Here is a 21,480-nt window from a genome sequence, read left to right on the forward strand (position 1 = left end):
TGGGGGTCCCTGCCCCTGGTGCGGGATACCCCTCTTGATCGATCGGTGTCTCGACGTGAAGAGATATCCAGCGGTCAGGCTATCCGACCCGGGCACCCCTGAACCCCCACCCCCTTGTGGTCCGGCTCACTGCCACCCGTCCGCGCGGGTGGCGTCAGCGGCCCGCCGTGCAGCCCTCGATGCCGTCCGCGAGGGTGCCGCAGGCCCGCGCGGCCGCCCGCGGGACGACGGCGAGCATCGGGGTGTAGGCGTCGGTCTCCGCCGCCGGGTCGGCGCCCTCGGGGACGGTGGCGCGCTCGGTCGCGCCCGCGACCTCGACGGACACGGTGTCGCCGGGGGCGGCGCCGGTGATCCGGGCCCAGGAGGCCGCGCAGGCGGCGCTGTGGCGGACCTCGACGCGGGCGGTGCCGACGCGGACGCGGTCGACGGTGACGGCGAGGGGGCCGCCGCACCCCATGGCCTCGGGGTCCCGTCCGGCGCAGTCGTCCCCGGAGCACTTCACCCCTGCGGGGAGGTCGGTACGGGACGTGGGGCCGGGGGTGGCGGTGGTGGTGGACGGCGCGGCGGCGCGGCCGTCGTCCCCGGCGTCCGGCCCGTCGCCGCCGCCCAGGTCGACGAGGAGCAGGGCGGCGGTGACGACGAGCAGGGCGCCGAGGATCCCGGCGGCGTAGAGGAGGACGGTGGTGCGGCGCCGGGGGGCGCGGCGCTCGTTTCCGCCGTCGGCAGGCGGGGGTACGGGTGCCGGGGCGACCGGGCCGGTCGGGTCGAGGCGGCGGATCCGCAGGGTCCGGTCGTCGCCACCGGGATCGTCGGGGCCGTCGCCCTCCGGGCCGCCGGAAGTGCCGCCGTACGGCTCCCCGTCCCGGGAGCCTTCCGCGCGGGGGCCTTCGGGGGTGCCGCCCGGCGCTCCGGGCGCGAAGCGGCTCCGGGCGCGTTCCCACCGGGCCGTGAGGTCGGCCGGGTCGGCGCCGGTGACCTCCGCGAGGGCGGTCACGGCCCCGCGCGGAACGGGCTGACGGGCGTTCAGATAGGCGTCCCACAGGGCGCGTTCGTGGCCGGTGCGTTCGGCGACGGCCACCACGCCGAGGCCGCTGCGGTCGACGAGGCGGCGGATCCGCTCGGTGAACGCGCGCACCTCCGGGTCGAGTTCCTCCGGAAGCGCCTTCCAGCCAGGCATGTGCGGCCCCCTCGTCCCTGCTCTCGTCCCCTGTCCCGTCCGCCACGTCGAAGGATGGCAGCTCCGGGGGCGATGCGCGCCCCCATGAGGAGGACGAGGTACCGGAATGGTCACTTCCGTGCCACAGCGCGTTGACGGGCCTTGAACCCGCGTTGGCACGTACATGACCCTTGATCACGTCGGCGCCCGCCCTCCCACGGGGGAGAGGGCGGGCGCCGCACCCGTCACGAGAGGCACCCGTCACCGGGGGCCCGCGTCAGCCGGGGGCCTACGTCACCGTCAGATGGAGGATGTCCTCCAGGAACGGGATCCGCAGCCAGGGCTTCGGCTGCACCATGAGCGCGAGCAGCACGATCAGGCCGCCCATCACCCCGTACGTGATCATGTCCGTGAAGCGGGACCGGACCGCCAACATGCCCACGGACGGCACCGTCCGCCGCATCACGGCGCCGAGCAGGAGCGCGGCCCCGACCAGGATCGTCCCCACCCGGAAGGACTGCGCGAACGCGTCCGTGCCCACCACGAGCAGTCCGGCCCCGGCGACGCAGAGGACCGTGAGCAGCGGCCACTGGCGCGCGGGCGCCGGGGCGGCGCCGGGCGCGGCGCGCCCGCCGCCCTCGGGGCGCGCGGTGTCGGTGGTGACGGTGGGCGGCCGTCGGCGCGGTCCGCGGCGCATCCGGAGGCTCCCGGACGCCACGTCAGAGCGCCGCGGCCGCGCGCTCGGCGGCCTCGACGACGTTGACGAGGAGCTGCGCGCGGGTCATCGGGCCCACGCCGCCCGGGTTCGGGGAGATCCAGCCGGCGACCTCGGCGACGCCCGGGTGCACGTCGCCGACGATCTTCCCCTCGGCGTTGCGCGAGACGCCGACGTCGAGGACGGCCGCGCCCGGCTTCACGTCCTCCGGCTTGATCAGGTGCGGCACGCCGGCCGCCGCGACGACGATGTCGGCGTTCCGCAGGTGCGCCGCGAGGTCCCGGGTGCCGGTGTGGCACTGGGTCACGGTCGCGTTCTCGGAGCGGCGGGTGAGCAGCAGCGGCATCGAGCGCCCGATGGTGACGCCGCGCCCGACGACCACGACCTCGGCGCCGTTGATCTCGACGCCGTGGCGGCGCAGCAGGGTGATGACGCCGTTGGGCGTGCAGGGCAGCGGGGCCGGCTCGTTGAGCACCAGGCGGCCGAGGTTGGTGGGGTGCAGCCCGTCCGCGTCCTTCTCCGGGTCCATCAGCTCCAGGACGCGGTTCTCGTCGATGCCCTTGGGCAGCGGGAGCTGGACGATGTAGCCGGTGCACTCCGGGTCCTCGTTGAACTCCCGTACGACCGCCTCGATCTCCTCCTGGGTGGCGGTGCCGGGCAGCGTGCGCTGGAGGGAGGCGATGCCGACCTCCGCGCAGTCCCGGTGCTTTCCGGCCACGTACTTCTGGCTGGCCGGGTCGTCGCCGACGAGGAGGGTGCCGAGACCGGGCGTGACGCCCTGTTCCTTGAGGGCCGCCACACGGACGGTCAGATCGGACTTGATCGCGGCTGCGGTGGCCTTGCCATCGAGAATCTGGGCGCTCATGGAGCCATCTTCCCGGATGCCCCCCGCCTTGTTCCAATTCGCTCGTACGGAGCGGCTCCGGACCCGGAACGGAAGGTTGCACTTGCACAACTCCGTGACGTATCGACTGGACAAAAAGTCGACGTTGCGACGACGATGATCCGCGCAGCACCGCGGAAAGTGCCGGGGGGAAATCCGCTCAAACGCCGTGAAAGTCCTCCGCGCGGGCCGCGTCGTCCCCGCACAGAGAAATTCACGGAGGAATCCCGCGATGAGCTTCGGCGACCCGAACAACCCCTACGGCCAGCCCCAGGGCCAGGGCCAGCAGCCCGGGTACGGCTACCCGCAGGGCCAGCAGCCCGGTTACGGCTACCCCCAGCAGGCCCCGCAGGGCGTGCCGCCGCAGCAGGGTTACGGCTACCCGGCCGCCCCGCCGGTCTCCCCGTACGCCGGTGGCGGCTACCCGGGCGCGGGCGGCTACGGAAACGTTCCGCCGCTGGCGCACTGGGGCTGGCGCGTCCTGTCCCGGCTGATCGACAGCGCCATCATGCTGGTGCCGTACTACATCCTCGCCGGCGTCGGCGCCGCGATGGGCAGCAACAGCGGCAGCAGCGGCGAGGACGGCCTCGCGGTGATCCTCACCCTGGTGGGCTTCGTCTACCTGGTCTTCATGTTCTTCTTCCAGATCTACAAGGAGGGCGCGACGGGCCAGACGTTCGGCAAGAAGATCGTCGGCACCCGGACGCTGCGCGAGGAGGACGGCCGCCCGCTCGGCTTCGGCAAGGCGTTCCTGCGCCAGCTGGCGCACTTCCTCGACGGCATCGCCTGCTACATCGGCTACCTGTGGCCGCTCTGGGACTCCAAGAAGCAGACCTTCGCGGACAAGGTCTGCAGCACGCTGGTCATCAAGGAGAACGGCTGACACCGAGCCGGCCCCTTCGCACGCGGGAGGCCCCGGACATCGATCGATGTCCGGGGCCTCCCGCGTACCGGCAGGTCACCGGCGCTTCAGGACCGCGAATCCGTCCGAGCGGTGCGTGAGCTCGTACCGGGCCCTCGGGTGCAGTTGCGAAGCCAGTCGCACCGGGTCCGAGGCCTGCTGCGACCAGCCGCGCAGGTCGTAGACGAGGTAGTCGGGGTCGACGTCCCGGGAGGTCCCCGCCCAGTAGACCCGGTGGTCCGCCGTGAAGTGGGCGAGCAGCGAGACGTCCGTCTCCACGCTCGTCCCCTCCGGCACCGCGGCCACGGCGGCCCGCGCCTGCGCGACCCGCGCGTCCTCCCGGTACGTCTCCGGCTTCAGCAGCTCGCTCAGCGGCAGGTTCGCGGCGAGGACGAGCGCGACCGCCGTCGCCACCGGGACGACGACCTTCCCGTACGAGACGAGCCAGGGGCGCGGCGAGGTGCGCACCGCGCGGGCGCCGTCCACGAGGGCCAGGAAGACGACCGGCATGAGGATCGCGCTGTAGTGCCAGAGCATCCCCCAGTGGTTGGGGTCCTGGGAGAGGAAGCGCCAGCCCAGGGTCGGCAGGACGAGCAGGACCAGCGGGGAGCGCAGGGCGAGGAAGCCGGTGATCGCGAGCAGGTAGAGGACCATCTCCCAGCGCTCGCCCGAGGCGAGGGCGTCGACGACGACCTGCCCGAAGGAGGCGTCGGCCCCCTCGCCCGTCTTCTCCAGCTTCGCCCAGTAGTCGTACTGGCCGAGGCTGCTCGCCGCCGGGATGAGGACGAGGACCGTGAGGGCGAAGGCGGAGACGCCGAAGGCGGCCAGGGCGGCGCCGAGCCGGCGGCTCCCCTTGAGGAAGACGACCGCGCCGACCATGGCGACGGTGAGCCCCATGTCCTCCTTGACGAGGATCAGCGGGATCGCCCAGGAGGCGGCCAGGGACCAGCGGCCGAGGAGCAGGGCCCGGCAGGCCAGGGCGAGCAGCGGGACGGCGAAGGCGATCTCGTGGAAGTCGGACTTCACCGCCTCCTGGAGCCCCCAGGAGAGCCCGTACGCGATCGCGAGCCCGAGGCCCACGGCCCGGCTGCCGAGCACCTCCTGCGCGGTGCGGCCGACGACGGCGGCCGAGGCGGCGAAGAGCGCGGCCTGCGCGAAGAGCAGGGCGACCGGCGAGGGCCAGATCCAGTACAGCGGCGCGAGGAGGGCGGTGACCGGGCTGAAGTGGTCCCCGAGGATCGGGAAGCCGGGTCCCTTTATGTCGACGAGCGGCGCCCGGAACTCGGCGTACGCGCGGACGGACTGCCCGAAGATCCCGAGGTCCCAGGAGGGGGTCCGGAAGTGCGCGTACTGCACCCAGGAGTACAGGAAGTAGAGGACGCACAGGACGCCCGCGACGATCAGGTACGGGCGGAGGGGCGCGGGGGCGAGGCCCTCCGGCGCTCCGGAGCCGCCCGCTTCGTGGTCGCCCGCTCCGGGGTCGCCCGCTTCGGGAGAGACGGCGGGAGCGGGGACGCCGGCGGCGGGGGTGCCCGCGACGGCCTCCTCGGGGGACTTGTTCCCTACGTCCAACATCACGTCCCCATTACCGGCGGTCGACAGAAGAGCAATCCATTAGAACAGAGAGCACCCGATCGAATGATCCGCCGACACGACGTGGACGGCCCGCCGCCCCGGAAGGGACGGCGGGCCGTTCGCGTCGCGCGGATCCGCGTCAGTGGAAGAAGTGCCGGGTGCCGGTGAAGTACATCGTCACGCCGGCCTTCCGCGCCGCCTCGACGACCAGCTCGTCACGGACCGAGCCGCCGGGCTGCACGACCGCCTTCACGCCGGCCGCGGTGAGGATCTCCAGGCCGTCGGGGAAGGGGAAGAAGGCGTCGGAGGCGGCGTACGAGCCGCGCGCCCGCTCCTCGCCCGCCCGCTCGACGGCCAGCTTCGCGGAGTCGACGCGGTTGACCTGGCCCATGCCGACGCCGACCGAGGCGCCGTCCTTGGCGAGCAGGATCGCGTTGGACTTGACCGCGCGGCAGGCCCTCCAGGCGAAGGACAGCTCGGCCAGCTCCTCGCCGGAGAGGGCGTCGCCGGTGGCGAGGGTCCAGTTCGCCGGGTCGTCGCCGTCGGCCTGGAGGCGGTCGGTGACCTGGAGCAGGGCGCCGCCGTCGATGGGCTTGACCTCGACCGGGTTGGCCGGGGCGCCCTCGGCGCGCAGCACGCGGATGTTCTTCTTCCTGGCCAGGACCTCGACCGCGCCGTCCTCGTAGGCCGGGGCGACGATGACCTCGGTGAAGATCTCCGCGACCTGCTCGGCCAGCTCGACCGTCACCGGGCGGTTGACGGCGATGACGCCGCCGAACGCGGACAGCGGGTCGCAGGCGTGCGCCTTGCGGTGGGCCTCGGCGACGTCGGCGCCGATCGCGATGCCGCACGGGTTGGCGTGCTTGATGATCGCGACGCAGGGCTCGTCGTGGTCGTACGCGGCCCGGCGCGCGGCGTCGGTGTCCGTGTAGTTGTTGTACGACATCTCCTTGCCGTGCAGCTGCTCCGCCTCGGCCAGGCCGCCGGTGCCGTCGACGTAGAGGGCGGCGCCCTGGTGCGGGTTCTCGCCGTACCGCAGGACGTTGTTCCGCTCGTACGTGGCGCCCAGGAAGCCCGGGAAGCCGCTGTCGTCGGCGGCGGCATAGTCATCGGCGAACCAGGACGCCACGGCCACGTCGTACGCGGCGGTGTGCCGGAAGGCCTCGCCCGCGAGCCGCTTGCGGGCGGTCAGGTCGAAGCCGCCGGACCGGACGGCGGCGAGCACGTCGCCGTACCGCTCCGGGCTGGTGACGATCGCCACGGACGGGTGGTTCTTCGCGGCGGCGCGGACCATGGACGGGCCGCCGATGTCGATCTGCTCGACGCACTCGTCCGGGGTGGCGCCGGAGGCGACCGTCTCGCGGAACGGGTAGAGGTTCACGACGACCAGGTCGAACGGCTCCACGCCGAGCTCCGCGAGCTGCTCGCGGTGCGACTCCAGGCGCAGGTCGGCGAGGATGCCGGCGTGCACGCGCGGGTGCAGGGTCTTGACGCGCCCGTCCAGACACTCGGGGAAGCCGGTCAGCTCCTCGACCTTGGTGACGGGAACCCCGGCGGCGGCGATCTTCCCGGCCGTGGAGCCGGTGGAGACGAGCTCGACACCGGCCTCGTGCAGACCGCGGGCCAGCTCTTCGAGCCCCGTCTTGTCGTAGACGCTGACCAGCGCGCGGCGGATGGGCTTAACGGTGTCCGTGTTCACCGACATGAACCTTTCGTCCCTCAATGCGGTAGCCGTGCCGGGCGAGACGCCCCACGACGTCGACGAGCAGCGAGCGCTCGACTTCCTTGATGCGCTCGTGCAGAGCGGCTTCATCGTCCGTCTCCCGCACCTCGACCACGCCCTGGGCGATGATCGGGCCGGTGTCGACGCCGTCGTCGACGAAGTGGACGGTGCACCCGGTGACCTTCGCGCCGTAGGCGAGGGCGTCGCGCACCCCGTGGGCACCGGGAAAACTGGGCAGCAGGGCCGGGTGGGTGTTGACGACCCGGCCGTCGAAGCGGGCGAGGAACTCCTTGCCGACGATCTTCATGAAGCCGGCCGAGACGACGAGGTCGGGCTCGTGCGCGGCCGTCGCCTCCGTCAGGGCGCGGTCCCACTCCTCGCGGCTCGCGTGGTCCTTCACCCGGCACACGAAGGTCGGCAGCCCGGCGCGCTCGGCGCGCTCCAGACCGGCGATCCCGTCGCGGTCCGCGCCGACCGCGACGACCTCCGCGCCGTACCCCTCGGGGTCGGCGGCGATGCCGTCGAGGAGGGCCTGCAGGTTGGTACCGGAACCGGAGACCAGGACGACGAGGCGGGCGGCAGCCACTGGGTCACTCTTTCCGTGGTGTTTGTGCGGTCGTACGAACGAATCGTGCCGCTCGATACGGGGAACCCTACGAATGGCTCGACCGTCAGCAACGATACCGGCACACCGGACGGCCCCCACGGGACGGGGGCGGAGCAGGGCGGTAGCGTCAGGGACCGAGGCCGGAGCCGGTCGGGGGACCGGGCGGCGCACGCACGGCACCAGTCAGCACGAGACAGCAGCGGAGACCACGGGTGCGGCCGTGGTCGAGACGACAGAGGGAAGACGTTCAGCAGATGCCGGAACGCCAGTCCACGGACGACAACAACCCGTTCGCGCCGCCGCCCGAGGGCCGGCCGGACCAGCCGTGGCAGCCGCGGCGACCGGAGGGCCCGGACGACGACGGGTCCGGGGCCCCGGACCCGTCGGGCCCGTCCGACGGCCGCTGGAGCCCGCGCCAGCCGGGCCCCTCCCAGGACGGCTTCGGGCGCGGACCCGAGCGCCAGGGGGGTCAGGGCGGCCAGGGCGGGCCGGGGCAGGGCGGGTCCGGGCGCGGCCCGGGGCTCCGCTGGGACCCGAAGGACCCGGCGCAGCGGCGGGCGCGGTACGCGATCCTCGCCGGCATGTGGGGCTTCTTCTTCGCCCTCTTCGAGATCCCGGAGCTGGCGCTGCTCCTCGGCGCCCTCGGCCTCTACTGGGCGATCAGCTCGCTGCGCGCCAAGCCGAAGCAGGACGGGCAGCGGGCGGCGGACGGGGCCGCGGGGACGGCCGGAGTGTCGCCGACGTCACAGCCGGCGTCCCAGCCCTCGGGACAGGGTCCTGGGCAGGGCGCCGCTCCGGCGGCCGCCCCGCTGCGGGCGATGCGGACGGCCGCGATCAGCGGTCTGGTCGCGTCGAGCGTGGCCCTGGCGATCGTGGCGGGCGGCTTCACGATGCAGATCGTCTACCGCGACTTCTACGAGTGCCGCGACGACGCCCTCACCCAGGCGGGCAGGCTGGCCTGCAACGACCTCCTGCCGAAGCCGCTGCGGGCGGGCTTCGGGGTCCGGGAGTAGCCGGGTCCTAGGCGCCCGGTTCCTTGGAATCCGGAGCCGGGCCGGGGGCCGGTTCGGGGTCCTGGTCCTGCTTCGGGTCCGGCTCCGGGTCCGGCTTCGGCCGTGGCTCCGGGGAGGGCTCCCAGGCCGCCGGGAGGAAGTCGTACGGCTCGTAGCCGGTGTCGCCGAAGGGGTCGCCGTACGGGCCTCCGTACGCGTTCCCGTACGCGTTCCCGTACGAGCCGCCGTACAGGTCGTCGTCGTACGGGTCCTCCTGCGGGGTACTGCCGGGGGCTGGGACCCCGGCCGCCGCTCCGGTCCGCCGGAGGCGGCCCCACCACTTCAGGGCCGGGCGCCGGGCCGGGCGCCACCACTCCTTCCGGGAGGGCTCCCGGTCGCCGGAGGCCGCCGCCTCCGCTTCCACCTTCGTCTTCGTGAGGTCCGGCGCGGGCGCCGGAGCCGGTACGCGCTTCGAGCGCGGCGAACGGCGGCCCCAGGCCCGTACCCCCAGCGCCGCCGGAAGGCCCGCGCAGGCCCCCCACAGCACCGCCGCCGCGCCCGTCTGCCAGCCCACCGGGCCGAACGCGGCCAGGCGGCCGGAGCCCAGCGGGCCGCCCGCCGCCGCCGCGAGGACCGCGACGGCCGCCCCGCACGCCCCCGCCGCGCCCAGGACCGTCAGCGCCGTGTCCCGGGCCGTCCAGGTCCGCGCCGAGCGGCCCACCCGGTGCCCCAGGAGCACGGCCGCGACCAGTGGGACCGCAGCGACCGCCCAGTGGAGCCAGGTCCCGCGCCCCTCGGCGGGCACCGCCGCCAGGAGCGGGAAGGGCGGCACGGCCGGGTCCCCGGCGAGGCCCAGCGGGGTCGCGAGGGCGCCCGTACCGAGGGCGAAGCCGGGCCCGAGGCCGTACGCCGCTCCCCACACGGCCGCGTTCGGCAGCAGCGCCAGGACGAGCAGCAGGACCACCGCCCGTCCCGACCACTCCCCCGCCAGGCCCAGGAACACGGTCTGCGCCCGGCCCGCGTGCCAGGCCGTCGAGGCCGCGGCGGCCACCGCGCCGCCGGTGAGCAGCGTCCCGAGCCCGAGCCCCGCCGCCCGCGCGAGGACCGCCCACCGCGGTCCGGGGAAGGGGCGGCCGAGCGCCGTCCAGACCCCCGCCCCGGCCGCGCCGGCGACGACGGCGGGCGGCCAGAGTCCGGCCGTGACCAGCTCCGCGGGCAGCGGACCGCTCTCGCTGTAGAGCACGACCGCCGCCGTGACCAGCAGGTATCCCCCGGCCACCGAGGCGACCGCGCCGCTCGGCGAGGGGCGCGGCCGGTCCCGGACTCCGGCGCCCGGGTCGAGGGTGTCGCGGGCGGCCCGGTGGACGAGCCAGACGGGCAGGGCGGTCAGCAGGAGCGGGACGACGCCGAGGGGCGCGGGCAGGCCGGAGAGGGTGTCCGTACGGATCAGCTCCACGCCGTGGGCGAGCAGCCAGAGCCCGGCGGCGGCGTGGAGGACGTCGCCGGGGCCGCCGTCGGGGAACGGGGAGCTGACCCAGGCCGCGATCACCAGGACCGCGAGGGCGCCGAGGCCGAGGCCGGCGGCGACCCCGCCCCGGACGCAGGCGGCGGCGAGGGCGGCGGAGCGCCCGCCCTGGACCAGGGGTTGCTCGGTCACGTGGGTCACGGAGTCATGCTCCCAACGACACGCGCTTTCGCCGCGTAACAGGCAAACATCCGTTGTGTCGCTCAAGATACGTTTATGTACTTTTCCGCCCAGAGAAGCTCTGCGGGAGGTCGACGCCCATGAGCCGGAGCACCGCGGATTCCACTCCCTCCGTCGCCCTGCCGGGCCCCAAGGAGCGGCGCAGGTTGCGCGAGGCCCTCGCCCTGAGCGAGGAGCAGGTCGCCGAGGCCATGGGCGTCACGAAAGCCACGGTCAAGGCGTGGGAGACCGGGCGTTCGACACCCCGGGGCCGCAAGCGCGAGGCGTACGCGAGGCTGCTCGGCGCGGGCGGGCCCGAGGGGTCGCGCCCGTCCCCGGACCCGACCGCCCGGGCGGAGGCGGCCTCCGGGCCCGCCCTCACTCCTTCGGCCCCCTCCTCCCCGGTTTCCTCCCGGCCGCCCGCCGACCGGGCGGGCGACGGGGTCTCCCTGCCGGCGGAACGCCTGAAACCGGAGACGCGGGAGAAGCCGGAGAAGCCGGAAGCCCCGGAGAAGGCCGAGGCGGTGGAGCCGACCGCGCCGGAGGCACCGGCACCAGCGGCATCGGCATCGGCACCGGAGGCACCGGCATCGGCATCGGCATCGGCATCGGGTAAGGCTCCCGCCGAGTCCGGCGGGCTCACCCCCGAGGAGGCGTTCGACGCGCTCTACGCGCACGCCGCGCCCGGCCTCGTCCACCAGACGTATCTGCTCACCGGGCGCCGGGCGCTCTCCCGCGAGGCCGTCGAGCGCGCCTTCCAGCAGGCGTGGCAGCGCTGGCCCGAGGTCGCGGTCGACGCGGACCCGGTGGGCTGGGTGCGGGCGGCGGCGTACGAGTACGCCCTCTCGCCCTGGCACCGGCTGCGCCGCGCCCACAAGCACCCCGACGCCCCGCCCGCCGGGGCGGGCCGCGGGGAGCGGGAGCTGCTCTCCGCGCTGCTCGAACTGCCGCCCGCGTACCGCCGCACCGTACTGCTCTACGACGGGCTCGGCCTCGACCTGCCGGACACGGCGGCCGAGACGGAGGCGAGCACCCCCGCCGCCGCCAACCGGCTGCTGCACGCGCGCACGGTCCTCGGAAAGCGGGACCCCGACCTGGCCGAGCCCGAGGAGCTGCACCGGCGGCTGAACGCGCTGGTCACGGAGCCGCCGACGGCGACGCTCCCGGCGGCCCGCGCGGTCCGGACCGGCAGCGACCACCGGATCCGCGCCTGGACGCGGGCGGTGGTCGGCGTGACGGCCGTCCTCGTCGTGATGACCGGCGTCACGGCGGTGACCGCGCCGACCCGGTACATCCCGGTGAACGCCCCGGGCGAGACCGTCAACGGGGTGCCGGTGCGCGGCGGCCCGGAGAAGCTCAGGCCCGAGGACGTGGAGCTCCGCGACCGCCTGCGCTCCGAGCCGAACCCGGGCCCCGAGCGCCTGGTCCCGCTGGCCGGATAACCCCGTACGCGAGCGGGCCCCGCCTCCGCCCGGTTTCCCGGGAGGGGGCGGGGCCCGCTCGCTGTGCGGTGGCGGCGTCAGCCCGCGAGGATCGCGCGCGCCAGCTTGGCCGTCTCGGTCGGCGTCTTGCCGACCTTGACGCCCGCGGCCTCCAGGGCCTCCTTCTTCGCCTGGGCGGTGCCGGAGGAGCCGGAGACGATGGCGCCGGCGTGGCCCATGGTCTTGCCCTCGGGCGCGGTGAAGCCCGCGACGTAGCCGACGACCGGCTTGGTGACGTTGGCCTTGATGAAGTCGGCCGCACGCTCCTCGGCGTCGCCGCCGATCTCGCCGATCATCACGATCAGGTCGGTCTCCGGGTCGGCCTCGAAGGCCGCCAGGGCGTCGATGTGCGTGGTGCCGATGACCGGGTCGCCACCGATGCCGACGGCGGACGAGAAGCCGATGTCACGGAGCTCGTACATCATCTGGTAGGTCAGCGTGCCGGACTTCGAGACCAGACCGATGCGGCCCGGCTTCGTGATGTCGCCCGGGATGATGCCGGCGTTGGACTGGCCCGGGGTGATGAGACCGGGGCAGTTCGGGCCGATGAGGCGGGTCTTGTTGCCCTTCTCCACGGCGTACGCGTAGAACGCGGCGGAGTCGTGGACGGCGATGCCCTCGGTGATGACGACCGCGAGGGGGATCTCGGCGTCGATGGCCTCGACGACGGCGGCCTTCGCGAAGGCCGGCGGCACGAAGAGGACCGAGACGTTGGCGCCGGTCTCCTTGATGGCCTCGGCGACGGTGCCGAAGACCGGGACCTCGGTGCCGTCGAAGTCGACCTTGGTGCCGGCCTTGCGCGGGTTCACGCCGCCGACGATGTTGGTGCCGTCACCCAGCATGAGCTTGGTGTGCTTCATGCCCGTGGCACCGGTCATGCCCTGGACGATGACCTTGCTGTCCTTGTTGAGGAAGATAGCCATGGCTCTGGTTCCCTCGTCCCTTACTTCGCAGCCGCGAGCTCGGCGGCCTTGTCGGCCGCTCCGTCCATGGTGTCCACGCGCTGCACCAGCGGGTGGTTGGCGTCCGACAGGATCTTGCGACCCAGCTCGGCGTTGTTGCCGTCGAGGCGCACGACCAGCGGCTTGGTGACCTCTTCGCCCTTGGAGGCGAGGAGCTCCAGGGCCTGGACGATGCCGTTGGCGACCTCGTCACAGGCGGTGATGCCGCCGAAGACGTTGACGAACACGGACTTGACGTCCGCGTCGCCCAGGATGATCTCCAGGCCGTTCGCCATGACCTCGGCGGAGGCGCCGCCGCCGATGTCGAGGAAGTTGGCCGGCTTCACGCCGCCGTGGTTCTCACCGGCGTACGCGACGACGTCCAGGGTCGACATGACCAGGCCGGCGCCGTTGCCGATGATGCCGACCTCGCCGTCGAGCTTGACGTAGTTGAGGCCCTTGGCCTTGGCCGCGGCCTCGAGCGGGTTGGCCGCCGCCTTGTCCTCCAGGGCCTCGTGCCCGGGCTGGCGGAAGTCGGCGTTCTCGTCGAGCGAGACCTTGCCGTCGAGGGCCAGGATGCGGCCGTCCTTGGTCTTCACCAGCGGGTTGACCTCGACGAGGAGGGCGTCCTCGGCGACGAAGGTGTCCCACAGGGTGACCAGGACCTCGGCGACGCCCTCGGCGACGTCGGCCGGGAACTTCGCCTGGGCGACGATCTCGCGGGCCTTCTCCAGGGTGACGCCGTCGTTGGCGTTGACGGGGACCTTCGCGAGGGCCTCGGGGGTCTTCTCCGCGACCTCCTCGATGTCCATGCCGCCCTGCACCGAGGCCATGGCCAGGAAGGTGCGGTTGGTGCGGTCGAGGAGGTACGAGACGTAGTACTCGGCCTCGATCTCCGGGGACAGCTCGGCGATCATCACCTTGTGGACCGTGTGGCCCTTGATGTCCATCCCGAGGATGTCCGTCGCGCGGGCGACGGCCTCGTCCGGGGTGGCGGCCAGCTTGACGCCGCCGGCCTTGCCGCGGCCGCCGACCTTCACCTGCGCCTTGACGACCGACTTGCCGCCAAGACGCTCGGTGGCCTCGCGCGCCGCCTCAGGCGTGTCGATGACTTCACCGGCCAGCACCGGTACACCGTGCTTGGCGAAGAGGTCCCTCGCCTGGTACTCGAACAGGTCCACGCGCGTCCGTCCCTTTTCTGATGATCGCGGTTCGTTGTCTGCGTGGGCGTGCCGCGGAGGGCAACGTGACTGCTCTGTCACAAGGGAGGCGTACACGGTGTCCGTGGACGCGGCATGTCCGTCTCGCAGGTTATCGCCGTGTGCCGTGGGTCCCTAAATCGCAGATCACAGGAGAGCGGTGATACGGGTCACAGACCGTAGGGGCGGCGGGACGGTCCGCCGGGGGCGCGGGAGGGCCGTCCGCGGCGGTCGTGGCAGGCGGGGCTTGGGGTTCCGGCCGCTCACGGCGCGCGGGGCGGCGGGGTGAGGGGCGTCCGGGGGCCGCTGTGATATGGAACTCAGTCGCTCTCCGTCCACTCGTGCGGGTGGTCCGCGGCGACGGATTCCGCACTCCCGGGTGCCCCCGGATCAGGCGGCCGGTATCGGCAGGGGGCGCTTCTCCAGGGCGGCCGCCATGATCTCCGGGAAGAGGTCGGGGGTGCAGGCGAAGGCGGGGACGCCGAGCGCGGCGAGGGCCGCCGCGTGGTCGCGGTCGTAGGCGGGGGTGCCCTCGTCGGAGAGCGCGAGCAGGGCCACGAACTGCGTGCCGGAGGCCTTCATGGCCGCGACCCGCCCGAGCATCTCGTCGCGGATGCCGCCCTCGTACAGGTCGCTGATCAGGACGACGACGGTGTCGGCGGGGCGGGTGACGCGCGCCTGGCAGTGGGCGAGGGCGCGGTTGATGTCGGTACCGCCGCCGAGCCGGGTGCCGAAGAGGACGTCGACCGGGTCGTCGAGCCGGTCGGTCAGGTCGACGACGGAGGTGTCGAAGACGACGAGCCGGGTGGCGATCGTCCGCATCGAGGCGAGCACCGCGGCGAAGACGGAGGCGTGGACGACGGAGGCCGCCATGGAGCCGGACTGGTCGACGCAGAGCACGACCTCCTTGCGCACGCCCCGGGCGGCGCGGGCGTGGCCGACGAGCCGCTCGGGGACGACCGTGCGGTGCTCGGGCAGGTGGTTCTTGAGGTTGGCGCGGATGGTGCGGTCCCAGTCGATGTCCCGGTGGCGGGGCCGGGCGGTCCGGGCGGAGCGGTCGAGCGCGCCGGTGAGGGCGGCGCGGGTGCGGGCGGCGAGGCGTGCCTCCAGGTCGTCGACGACCTTGCGCACGACGGCGCGGGCGGTCTCCCGGGTGGTCTCGGGCATGGCCTCGCGGAGGGAGAGGAGGGTGCCGACGAGGTGCACGTCGGGCTCGACGGCCGCCAGCATCTCGGGCTCCAGGAGGAGGGTGGCGAGGCCGAGCCGGTCGATGGCGTCGCGCTGCATGACCTGGACGACGGAGACGGGGAAGTACGTGCGGATGTCGCCGAGCCAGCGGGCGACGGAGGGCGCGGAGGCGCCGAGCCCGGCCGTGCGGCCCCGCCCGGCGGCGGAACGGTCGCGGTCGCGCTCGTGGTCGCTGTCTCGGCCGCGGTCGTCCGGGGTGCGGCCGTAGAGGGCGGTGAGGGCCTTGTCCACGGCGGCGTCGGTCCCGGTGAGCGCGCGTCCGGTGCCGTCGGCGTCGTCCCCGCCGAGGACGAGCCGCCAGCGGCGCAGCCGCTCGTCGGCGGGGTCGGGGAGCGCGGGCGTCGTGGGCGTCGTGGGGTTCATGCGGGGGCCTCCGTGCCGAGGACGAGGTGGAGGAGGGGGAGGACGGCGTCCGCGCGCTCCCGGTCGGGGACGGGGTCGAAGCCGGGCGCGCCGGGCGCGGAGGCGCCGGGGCCGCCCGCTCCGGGCCCCCGGGCGGCCAGCTCGCCGAGGGTGCGGCGCACGCCCGGCTCGTACGCCGAGAAGGTGCGGCGCAGCAGGGGCAGCACGTCGGTGAACGCCCCGGCCGGTACGGAGGCGAGCCAGGCGTCGACGAGGCCGCGGAGGCGCTCGTCGTGGACGAGGAGCAGCCCGCCGCCGGAGGCGGCACCGGCGAAGCCCTCGATCCAGGCGGCGGCGTCGGGCGGCGGGGCGCCGGGCGAGAGGGCGCGGCTCATGAGGAGGGCGGCCCCGTCGTCGGGGATGCGCCCCTCGTCGAGGAGGAGCCGGGCGGCCCGGCCCCGGAGGAGGCCGGGCACCCGGTCGTGCGCGGCGATCCGGTGCAGGACGCCGGTCCAGCGCTCGCGCGTCCCGGTGGCGCCGGGCAGCAGGCCGAGGGCCCGGTGGACCTCGTCGATCCGCTCGCGCAGGGAGGCGGCGGCGTCGGGGTCGAGTCCGGCGCAGGCGGGCGGCAGGCCGACGCAGATCCGCTCGGCGAGTCCGGCGGCGACCTCGGCGAGGGCGGCGGTGTCGGTGCCCCGGACGTCGCCGTAGCGCAGGGAGCGGGCGAGGGCCGGGAGGGCCCGGGCGAGGTGGGTGACGTCGGTGTCGAGCGCGGCCCGGTCCGCGAGGGCCCGCATGACGACGGGGAGCGCGTCGGTGAGCCCGGCGAGGAGGCAGTCCTCGGCGAGGGCGGTGACGTCGGCGAGGGCGGTGGCGTCCCGGGCGCGGGCCTCGGCGCGGGCGGTGGCGGCGGCCTCGACGGTGGTGCCCCAGACGCCGGCCTCGGCGACCCGGACGTGCAGCTCGGGCTCCCAGCGCAGCCGCCAGGTCTCGCGGAAGGTGCCGGTGCCGGTCCGGCCGGCGGCCGGCTCGCCCCAGGGGACGCCGAGGAGCCGCAGCCGGTGCAGCAGGCGGCTGCGGTCGCCGTCCGTCTCCTTGCGCAGGTCGAGCGCGAGCTCGCGCTCCTCCGCCTCGGGCTTGAGGCGCAGGGTGCGCTGGCAGCGGGTCAGGTCGCGCTGGAGGGGGACGGCGGGGGCGCCCTCGGGCACCTCCCCGAGGACGTCCCCGACGACGAGGCGGTCCCGGACGAGGGCGAGCGGCACGTCGGAGCCCTCGCAGAGGACGGCCCGGACGGCGTCGGTCGTCTCGTCGAGGCCGGGGCGCGGGCGGCCGCGCAGGGCGGCGAGGGCCTCGGCGAGCCGGACGGCCTCGATGACGTGGGCGGAGGAGACGGGGTGGTCCTCGGCCCTGAGGAGCCCGGCGACCCGGGTCATCCAGCGCTCGACGGGCCGGTCGGGGGCGGTGAAGAGGTGGGCGTACCAGCCGGGGGCGTCGATCCCGGCGCCGTAGCCGGAGCGGCGGGCGAGCCTGCGGTGGGTCCAGGGGACCCAGGTCGTCCCGGTCTTGACCTTGGGCAGGCCCTTGAGGAGGGCCCGGTCGGCGGCGACGGTGGTGCGCAGGGCGAGGGCGGGGACGTGCCAGGCGCCGCAGACGACGGCGACGGAGTCCCCGAACTCCTTGCGCGCCGCGCGCAGTCGGAGCCGCATGTACGCCTCGCGGACGAGGTCGCGGGGGTGGCCGCCGTGTCCGTACGCCTCGCGCAGGGCGCCCATGGCCTCGGCGAGGGCCCGGAAGGGGGCGGCGGGGTCGCCGTCGCCGCGCAGCTCGACGACGTCCTCCCACCAGCGCTCGGCGTCCTCGTATCCGGCGGCCCCGGCCAGTTCCGCGACGGGGTCGATCCGCACCCCGTCCCCGGCGGCCTCCTCGTCGCCCTCGCCGTCGCCCCAGGTGGGGTCGGCGGCGAGGGTGCGCGCGGCGGGCAGGTCGACGAACCGGACGGCGGCGCCCCGGTCCAGGGCCCAGCGGATCGCGACCCACTCGGGCGAGAACTCGGCCATCGGCCAGAACGCGGCCCGTCCGGGGTCGTCCACGGCGTGGGCGAGCAGCGCGACGGGCGGCCGCATGTCCGGGTCGCCCGCGAGCTCCACCAGCGCGTCGGCCTCGGCGGGCCCCTCGATCAGCACCGCGTCGGGCCGCTCCGCCTCCAGAACGGCCCGCACCCCCCGCGCGGACCCGGGCCCGTGATGCCGCACCCCGAGCAACAGGGGCCCACCGGACCCCGTACGCGGGGAGCGGACTCGGGACGGGGACGCGGCGGAGGACGCGGAAACGGGAGGGATCTCGGTGGGTCCCGCGACAGCGGGAAGGGTCTCGGTGGGTCCCGCGACAGCGGGAAGGGTCTCGGTGGGTCCCGCGACAGCCGGAGGGGTCTCGGTGGGTCCCGCGACAGCCGGAGGGGTCTCGGTGGGTCCCGCGACAGCCGGAGGGGTCTCGGTGGCAGGAGAAGCCGCAGCGGGGCTCGCCACGGCGGGAGAGGTCTCGGCGGGAGAGGTCTCGGCGGCGGACGAGGTCGTGGCGGCGGGCCGCGTCACGCGCTCACCTCGCGGCAGGCGCGGTAGAAGTCCTTCCAGCCGTCCCGCTCCCGGACGACCGTCTCCAGGTACTCCTGCCAGACGACCCGGTCGGCGGCCGGGTCGCGGACGACGGCGCCGAGGAGGCCGGCGGCGACGTCCGCCGGGCGCAGGACGCCGTCGCCGAAGTGGGCGGCGAGGGCGAGGCCGCCCGTGACGACGGAGATGGCCTCGGCCGTGGAGAGCGTCCCCGAGGGGGACTTGACCTTCGTGCGCCCGTCGGCGGTGACCCCGTCCCGCAGTTCGCGGAAGACGGTGACGATCCGCCGGATCTCGGCGGCCCCGTCCGGCAGGGCCGGCAGCTCCAGGGAGCGTCCGAGCTGCTCGACGCGCCGGGCGACGATGTCGACCTCGTCCTCGGCGGTCGCGGGCAGCGGCAGCACGACCGTGTTGAAGCGGCGGCGCAGCGCGCCGGAGAGCTCGTTGACCCCCCGGTCGCGGTCGTTGGCCGTGGCGATGAGGTTGAAGCCGGGGACGGCCTGCACCTCCTCCCCCAGCTCGGGGACGGGCAGGGTCTTCTCGGACAGGATCGTGATGAGGCCGTCCTGCACGTCGGCCGGGATGCGGGTGAGCTCCTCGACGCGGGCCGTCATGCCCAGGGACATGGCCCGCATGACGGGGCTCGGCACGAGCGCGTCCCGGTCAGGGCCGTGGGCGAGGAGCCGGGCGTAGTTCCAGCCGTACCGGACGGCCTCCTCGGGGGTGCCGGCGGTGCCCTGGACGAGGAGGGTGGAGTCGCCGCTGACGGCGGCGGCGAGGTGCTCGGAGACCCAGGTCTTGGCGGTGCCGGGGACGCCGAGGAGGAGCAGCGCCCGGTCGGTGGCGAGGGTGGTGACGGCGACTTCCACGATGCGGCGCGGGCCGACGTACTTGGGCGTGATCACGGTCCCGTCGGGGAGCGTGCCGCCGAGGAGGTAGGTGGCGACGGCCCGGGGCGAGAGGCGCCAGCGGGCGGGCCGCGGCCGGTCGTCGGCCGCGGCGAGCGCCGCGAGTTCGGCGGCGAAGGCGTGCTCGGCGTGCGGTCGCAGGACCTCGGTGGAGGCCTGCGACCGCCCCGGCGCGGTGTCCGTCTCGGCACCGCCACCGGGCTTCGCGATGGTTTCGGGCACGGGCATGGATCCCCCTCCAGATCGTTCGACCTGCTGTGCGATCCACCGTGCACCATGCCACTGACAATCCGATGTCACCGCTGGTCAGGGGCGGTTGGAGGGGCTGACGCGCCCTCCGGTCCCGGCGGGGGTCAGCCGACGACCGGGGAGACGGCGACGCAGCCGCCCGCCATCGCCTGCTCGGCCTTGGCCTCCTTGATGACCTTGCCGTTGTAGGTGATCTTGCAGGTGAGGTCGGAGGGGTTGAGCGAGACGGGCATGACGGCCGGCGGCATGATCCCCTTCAGCGTCACCGTCTTCTTCCACGGGGTGGCGGGCTTCTTCTCCGACTCGATCTTCGGCTCCATCGCGGTGCCGCCGCCGGCGTGGAAGTCGATGGACTCGACCGCGCTGCCGCTGACCTCGTACGTGACCTCGTAGGTCTCGTTCACGGACTTGTCGACCTGGTCGGCGGCCTTCTCGGCGGCCTCCGAACAGGCGCCGAGACCGAGGGCGAGCCCGGTGACGGCGAGGGCCGAGACGGCGGTGCGGACGGTGCGGGTGGTGCGCTTCATGAGGGTCCCCCCGGGTGTGTGGATGCGAGCGTGGATCCCGCGCAGAGAATCGTAAAGGGAGAGTAAAGTCAAATCTCTCCGCCCCTCCCCCGGCCGCCGCGCGGCTCGCTCCCCGCCCCTCCCCGACTCCCCCTCAGCTCTCCCGCGCCCGCGCGAAGTCGCAGGTCGGCGGCGTTGTCAGTGGCGCCCTCTAACGTCGTGGGCATGAAGGGCATGGGGGTGCGTTCGACGGTCGAGCAGGTGCTGGCACTGGCTCCTGACGAGGCCTCGCGCAGAGCGGGGAGCAGGCTCGGCACGGCCGGGTCGTGGTCGGGCACGGGGTGCGGCGGCGGCGCCGTCTGGGGGCTGTGCCGGGACGACGACGGCACGTCGTACCGGACGGTCGTCGACACCACGGCGCCCGTGTACGCGTGCGACTGCCCCGGCCGCGCGCTCCCGTGCGGGCACGCGCTGGGCCTGCTGCTGCTCCGGGCGTCGGACGGGACCGCGATCGGGGAGTCCGCCGTGCCCGACTGGGCCGGACGGCGGCTCGCGGAGGGACGGGTCGGGGAGGGACGGGCCGGGGAGGGAACGACCGGTGGGAGACCGGCCGATGGGGAGTCGGTCGATGGAGGGTCGGTCGACGGGGAGTCGGTCGATGGGGAGTCGACCGGTGGGGGGCCGGTCGCTGGGGAGTCTGCGGACGGGGGGTCCGCGGACGGGGAGACGCCGGACGGGGAGTCGGCCGACAGGGGCCCGGCAGACCCCGTCGCGGCCCGCCGGCGGGCCGAGCGGAGGGCGGCCCGGATCACCTCGGGGACACGGGAGTTGGAGCAGCGGCTCACCGATCTGCTGCGCGGCGGCCTGGCGGCGGCCGGGCAGACCGGATACGGCCTGTGGGAGGAGACGGCGGCCCGCATGGTCGACGCCCAGGCGCCGGGACTGGCGGGCCGGGTGCGGGAGTTGGGCGCGATACCGGGATCGGGGCCCGGCTGGCCCGTGCGGCTCCTGGAGGAGTGCGCGCTGACCCACCTCCTCGACCGGGCCTGGCTGGCCGCCGACCGGCTGCCCGGCCCCTTCGCGACGACCGTGCGGACCCGGGTCGGCCTCCCCTCGCCGGTCGCCGGGGCCCCGGTGCGGGACCACTGGCTCGTCCTCGCGCAGTACGACACGGGCGACACCCGGCTGACCACCCGGCGCGTCTGGCTGTACGGGACGACAGGCGGGCGCACGGCGCTCGTGCTCTCGTACGGGGCGGCGGGCCGGGCGCCCCGGCTGTCGCTTCCGGTGGGCGCGGTGCTCGACGGCGAGCTGACCCCTCACACCGGCTCCGGGCAGGTGCGGGCGGAGCCGGGCGAGCACTTCGTCCCGGTCGCGGGACCCGCGGCCCCGCCGCCGGGCGGCCCGGTCGGCGAGGCCCTCGACGCGTACGGACGCGCGCTGGGCGGGGACCCGTGGCTGGAGGCGTGGCCCGTGACGCTGAGCGGGGTCGTACCGGCGCGGGCGGAGTACGGCTGGCAGCTCGCCGACGCGGACGGCCGCGAGGCGGTGCCGCTGACGCCCGCCGCCCAGACCCGGCAGGGCCTCTGGCGGCTGGTCGCCCTGTCCGGCGGCGGTCCGGTGACCGTCTTCGGGGAGTGCGGGCACCGGGGGTTCACCCCGCTCGCCGCCTGGTCGCCGGACGCCCCGACCGAGACGGTCCCTCTTCTGTGACCGCGTGACCGCAGACCGCGCGACCGTATGACCGCAGACCGCGTAACC

Annotated in this window: 16 protein-coding genes and 1 pseudogene; 4 read left to right on the top strand and 13 right to left on the bottom strand. The window is 74.7% G+C overall.

What is annotated here, in order from left to right; genetic code table 11:
- Positions 1-154 precede the first annotated feature (154 nt).
- From ACIQD7_RS18175 to ACIQD7_RS18185, 3 genes and pseudogenes are all read right to left on the bottom strand, one after another.
- Positions 155-1,177 carry a DUF2690 domain-containing protein gene (locus ACIQD7_RS18175; protein WP_402442691.1) on the bottom strand — a complete coding sequence of 341 codons (1,023 nt, stop codon included), beginning with the start codon at positions 1,175-1,177 and terminating at the stop codon, positions 155-157.
- A 268-nt stretch (positions 1,178-1,445) separates the two neighbouring features.
- Positions 1,446-1,817, bottom strand: a pseudogene (locus tag ACIQD7_RS18180) (DUF3017 domain-containing protein); the annotation flags it as partial.
- A 58-nt stretch (positions 1,818-1,875) separates the two neighbouring features.
- Entirely contained in the window at positions 1,876-2,736 is an 861-nt protein-coding gene (locus ACIQD7_RS18185) for a bifunctional methylenetetrahydrofolate dehydrogenase/methenyltetrahydrofolate cyclohydrolase (protein WP_402442693.1), read from the bottom strand.
- Positions 2,737-2,986: 250 nt separating this feature from the next.
- Between ACIQD7_RS18185 and ACIQD7_RS18190 the strand changes: the two genes are divergently transcribed.
- Complete coding sequence (locus ACIQD7_RS18190) at positions 2,987-3,637, top strand: RDD family protein (RefSeq protein ID WP_402442694.1); 651 nt, start codon at positions 2,987-2,989, stop codon at positions 3,635-3,637.
- Between the two features lie 75 nt (positions 3,638-3,712).
- On the opposite strand, the gene ACIQD7_RS18195 is transcribed toward ACIQD7_RS18190, so the two are convergent.
- From ACIQD7_RS18195 to purN, 3 genes are all read right to left on the bottom strand, one after another.
- The gene (locus ACIQD7_RS18195; protein WP_402442696.1) at positions 3,713-5,230 is read right to left on the bottom strand and encodes a DUF2079 domain-containing protein; all 1,518 of its coding nucleotides are present in this window, start codon (positions 5,228-5,230) and stop codon (positions 3,713-3,715) included.
- Between the two features lie 139 nt (positions 5,231-5,369).
- Entirely contained in the window at positions 5,370-6,935 is a 1,566-nt protein-coding gene (gene purH / locus ACIQD7_RS18200; protein WP_402442698.1) for a bifunctional phosphoribosylaminoimidazolecarboxamide formyltransferase/IMP cyclohydrolase, read from the bottom strand.
- Positions 6,910-7,539: a phosphoribosylglycinamide formyltransferase gene (gene purN / locus ACIQD7_RS18205; RefSeq protein WP_401292265.1), complete on the bottom strand. Its 630-nt coding sequence runs from the start codon at positions 7,537-7,539 to the stop codon at positions 6,910-6,912. Before purN ends, purH begins: the two co-directional genes overlap by 26 nt.
- Before the next feature lie 275 nt (positions 7,540-7,814).
- On the opposite strand from purN, the gene ACIQD7_RS18210 reads away from it, so the two are divergent.
- On the top strand, positions 7,815-8,573 hold the full coding sequence (locus ACIQD7_RS18210; protein WP_402442699.1) for a hypothetical protein: 759 nt from the start codon (positions 7,815-7,817) through the stop codon (positions 8,571-8,573).
- Positions 8,574-8,580: 7 nt separating this feature from the next.
- On the opposite strand, the gene ACIQD7_RS18215 is transcribed toward ACIQD7_RS18210, so the two are convergent.
- Entirely contained in the window at positions 8,581-10,218 is a 1,638-nt protein-coding gene (locus ACIQD7_RS18215) for a DUF6350 family protein (protein ID WP_402442701.1), read from the bottom strand.
- Positions 10,219-10,337: 119 nt separating this feature from the next.
- On the opposite strand from ACIQD7_RS18215, the gene ACIQD7_RS18220 reads away from it, so the two are divergent.
- A complete protein-coding gene (locus tag ACIQD7_RS18220; protein WP_402442703.1) occupies positions 10,338-11,678 on the top strand; it encodes a sigma factor-like helix-turn-helix DNA-binding protein in 1,341 nt (446 codons plus the stop codon).
- Between the two features lie 77 nt (positions 11,679-11,755).
- Here ACIQD7_RS18220 and sucD read toward each other — a convergent pair whose 3' ends face one another.
- The 6 genes from sucD to ACIQD7_RS18250 form a co-directional block, all read right to left on the bottom strand.
- Positions 11,756-12,640: a succinate--CoA ligase subunit alpha gene (sucD, locus tag ACIQD7_RS18225; RefSeq protein WP_121833822.1), complete on the bottom strand. Its 885-nt coding sequence runs from the start codon at positions 12,638-12,640 to the stop codon at positions 11,756-11,758.
- A gap of 20 nt (positions 12,641-12,660) precedes the next feature.
- Positions 12,661-13,839: an ADP-forming succinate--CoA ligase subunit beta gene (sucC, locus tag ACIQD7_RS18230; protein WP_402442705.1), complete on the bottom strand. Its 1,179-nt coding sequence runs from the start codon at positions 13,837-13,839 to the stop codon at positions 12,661-12,663.
- A 408-nt stretch (positions 13,840-14,247) separates the two neighbouring features.
- A complete protein-coding gene (locus ACIQD7_RS18235) occupies positions 14,248-15,468 on the bottom strand; it encodes a VWA domain-containing protein (protein ID WP_402442707.1) in 1,221 nt (406 codons plus the stop codon).
- Positions 15,465-17,666 carry a DUF5682 family protein gene (locus ACIQD7_RS18240; protein WP_402442709.1) on the bottom strand — a complete coding sequence of 734 codons (2,202 nt, stop codon included), beginning with the start codon at positions 17,664-17,666 and terminating at the stop codon, positions 15,465-15,467. The genes ACIQD7_RS18235 and ACIQD7_RS18240 overlap by 4 nt, the downstream gene beginning before the upstream one ends.
- 368 nt (positions 17,667-18,034) lie before the next feature.
- On the bottom strand, positions 18,035-19,192 hold the full coding sequence (locus tag ACIQD7_RS18245) for an AAA family ATPase (RefSeq protein WP_402442711.1): 1,158 nt from the start codon (positions 19,190-19,192) through the stop codon (positions 18,035-18,037).
- A gap of 125 nt (positions 19,193-19,317) precedes the next feature.
- Positions 19,318-19,740 carry an MmpS family transport accessory protein gene (locus ACIQD7_RS18250; protein WP_402442713.1) on the bottom strand — a complete coding sequence of 141 codons (423 nt, stop codon included), beginning with the start codon at positions 19,738-19,740 and terminating at the stop codon, positions 19,318-19,320.
- A gap of 204 nt (positions 19,741-19,944) precedes the next feature.
- On the opposite strand from ACIQD7_RS18250, the gene ACIQD7_RS18255 reads away from it, so the two are divergent.
- Positions 19,945-21,432, top strand: a complete 1,488-nt coding sequence (locus ACIQD7_RS18255; protein ID WP_402442715.1) for an SWIM zinc finger family protein — start codon at positions 19,945-19,947, stop codon at positions 21,430-21,432.
- The last annotated feature ends 48 nt before the right edge of the window (positions 21,433-21,480 follow it).

The organism is Streptomyces sp. NPDC093071 (genome assembly GCF_044754545.1).
GTDB lineage: Bacteria > Actinomycetota > Actinomycetes > Streptomycetales > Streptomycetaceae > Streptomyces.

What these genes read in the sequence shown, in the direction of transcription:
- ACIQD7_RS18175 (WP_402442691.1), bottom strand. Translation starts at nt 1,177, where the DNA reads ATGCCTGGCTGGAAGGCGCTTCCGGAGGAACTCGACCCGGAGGTGCGC.
- ACIQD7_RS18185 (WP_402442693.1), bottom strand. Translation starts at nt 2,736, where the DNA reads ATGAGCGCCCAGATTCTCGATGGCAAGGCCACCGCAGCCGCGATCAAG.
- ACIQD7_RS18190 (WP_402442694.1), top strand. Translation starts at nt 2,987, where the DNA reads ATGAGCTTCGGCGACCCGAACAACCCCTACGGCCAGCCCCAGGGCCAG.
- ACIQD7_RS18195 (WP_402442696.1), bottom strand. Translation starts at nt 5,230, where the DNA reads ATGTTGGACGTAGGGAACAAGTCCCCCGAGGAGGCCGTCGCGGGCACC.
- purH (WP_402442698.1), bottom strand. Translation starts at nt 6,935, where the DNA reads ATGTCGGTGAACACGGACACCGTTAAGCCCATCCGCCGCGCGCTGGTC.
- ACIQD7_RS18210 (WP_402442699.1), top strand. Translation starts at nt 7,815, where the DNA reads ATGCCGGAACGCCAGTCCACGGACGACAACAACCCGTTCGCGCCGCCG.
- ACIQD7_RS18220 (WP_402442703.1), top strand. Translation starts at nt 10,338, where the DNA reads ATGAGCCGGAGCACCGCGGATTCCACTCCCTCCGTCGCCCTGCCGGGC.
- sucD (WP_121833822.1), bottom strand. Translation starts at nt 12,640, where the DNA reads ATGGCTATCTTCCTCAACAAGGACAGCAAGGTCATCGTCCAGGGCATG.
- ACIQD7_RS18235 (WP_402442707.1), bottom strand. Translation starts at nt 15,468, where the DNA reads ATGAACCCCACGACGCCCACGACGCCCGCGCTCCCCGACCCCGCCGAC.
- ACIQD7_RS18245 (WP_402442711.1), bottom strand. Translation starts at nt 19,192, where the DNA reads ATGCCCGTGCCCGAAACCATCGCGAAGCCCGGTGGCGGTGCCGAGACG.
- ACIQD7_RS18250 (WP_402442713.1), bottom strand. Translation starts at nt 19,740, where the DNA reads ATGAAGCGCACCACCCGCACCGTCCGCACCGCCGTCTCGGCCCTCGCC.
- ACIQD7_RS18255 (WP_402442715.1), top strand. Translation starts at nt 19,945, where the DNA reads ATGAAGGGCATGGGGGTGCGTTCGACGGTCGAGCAGGTGCTGGCACTG.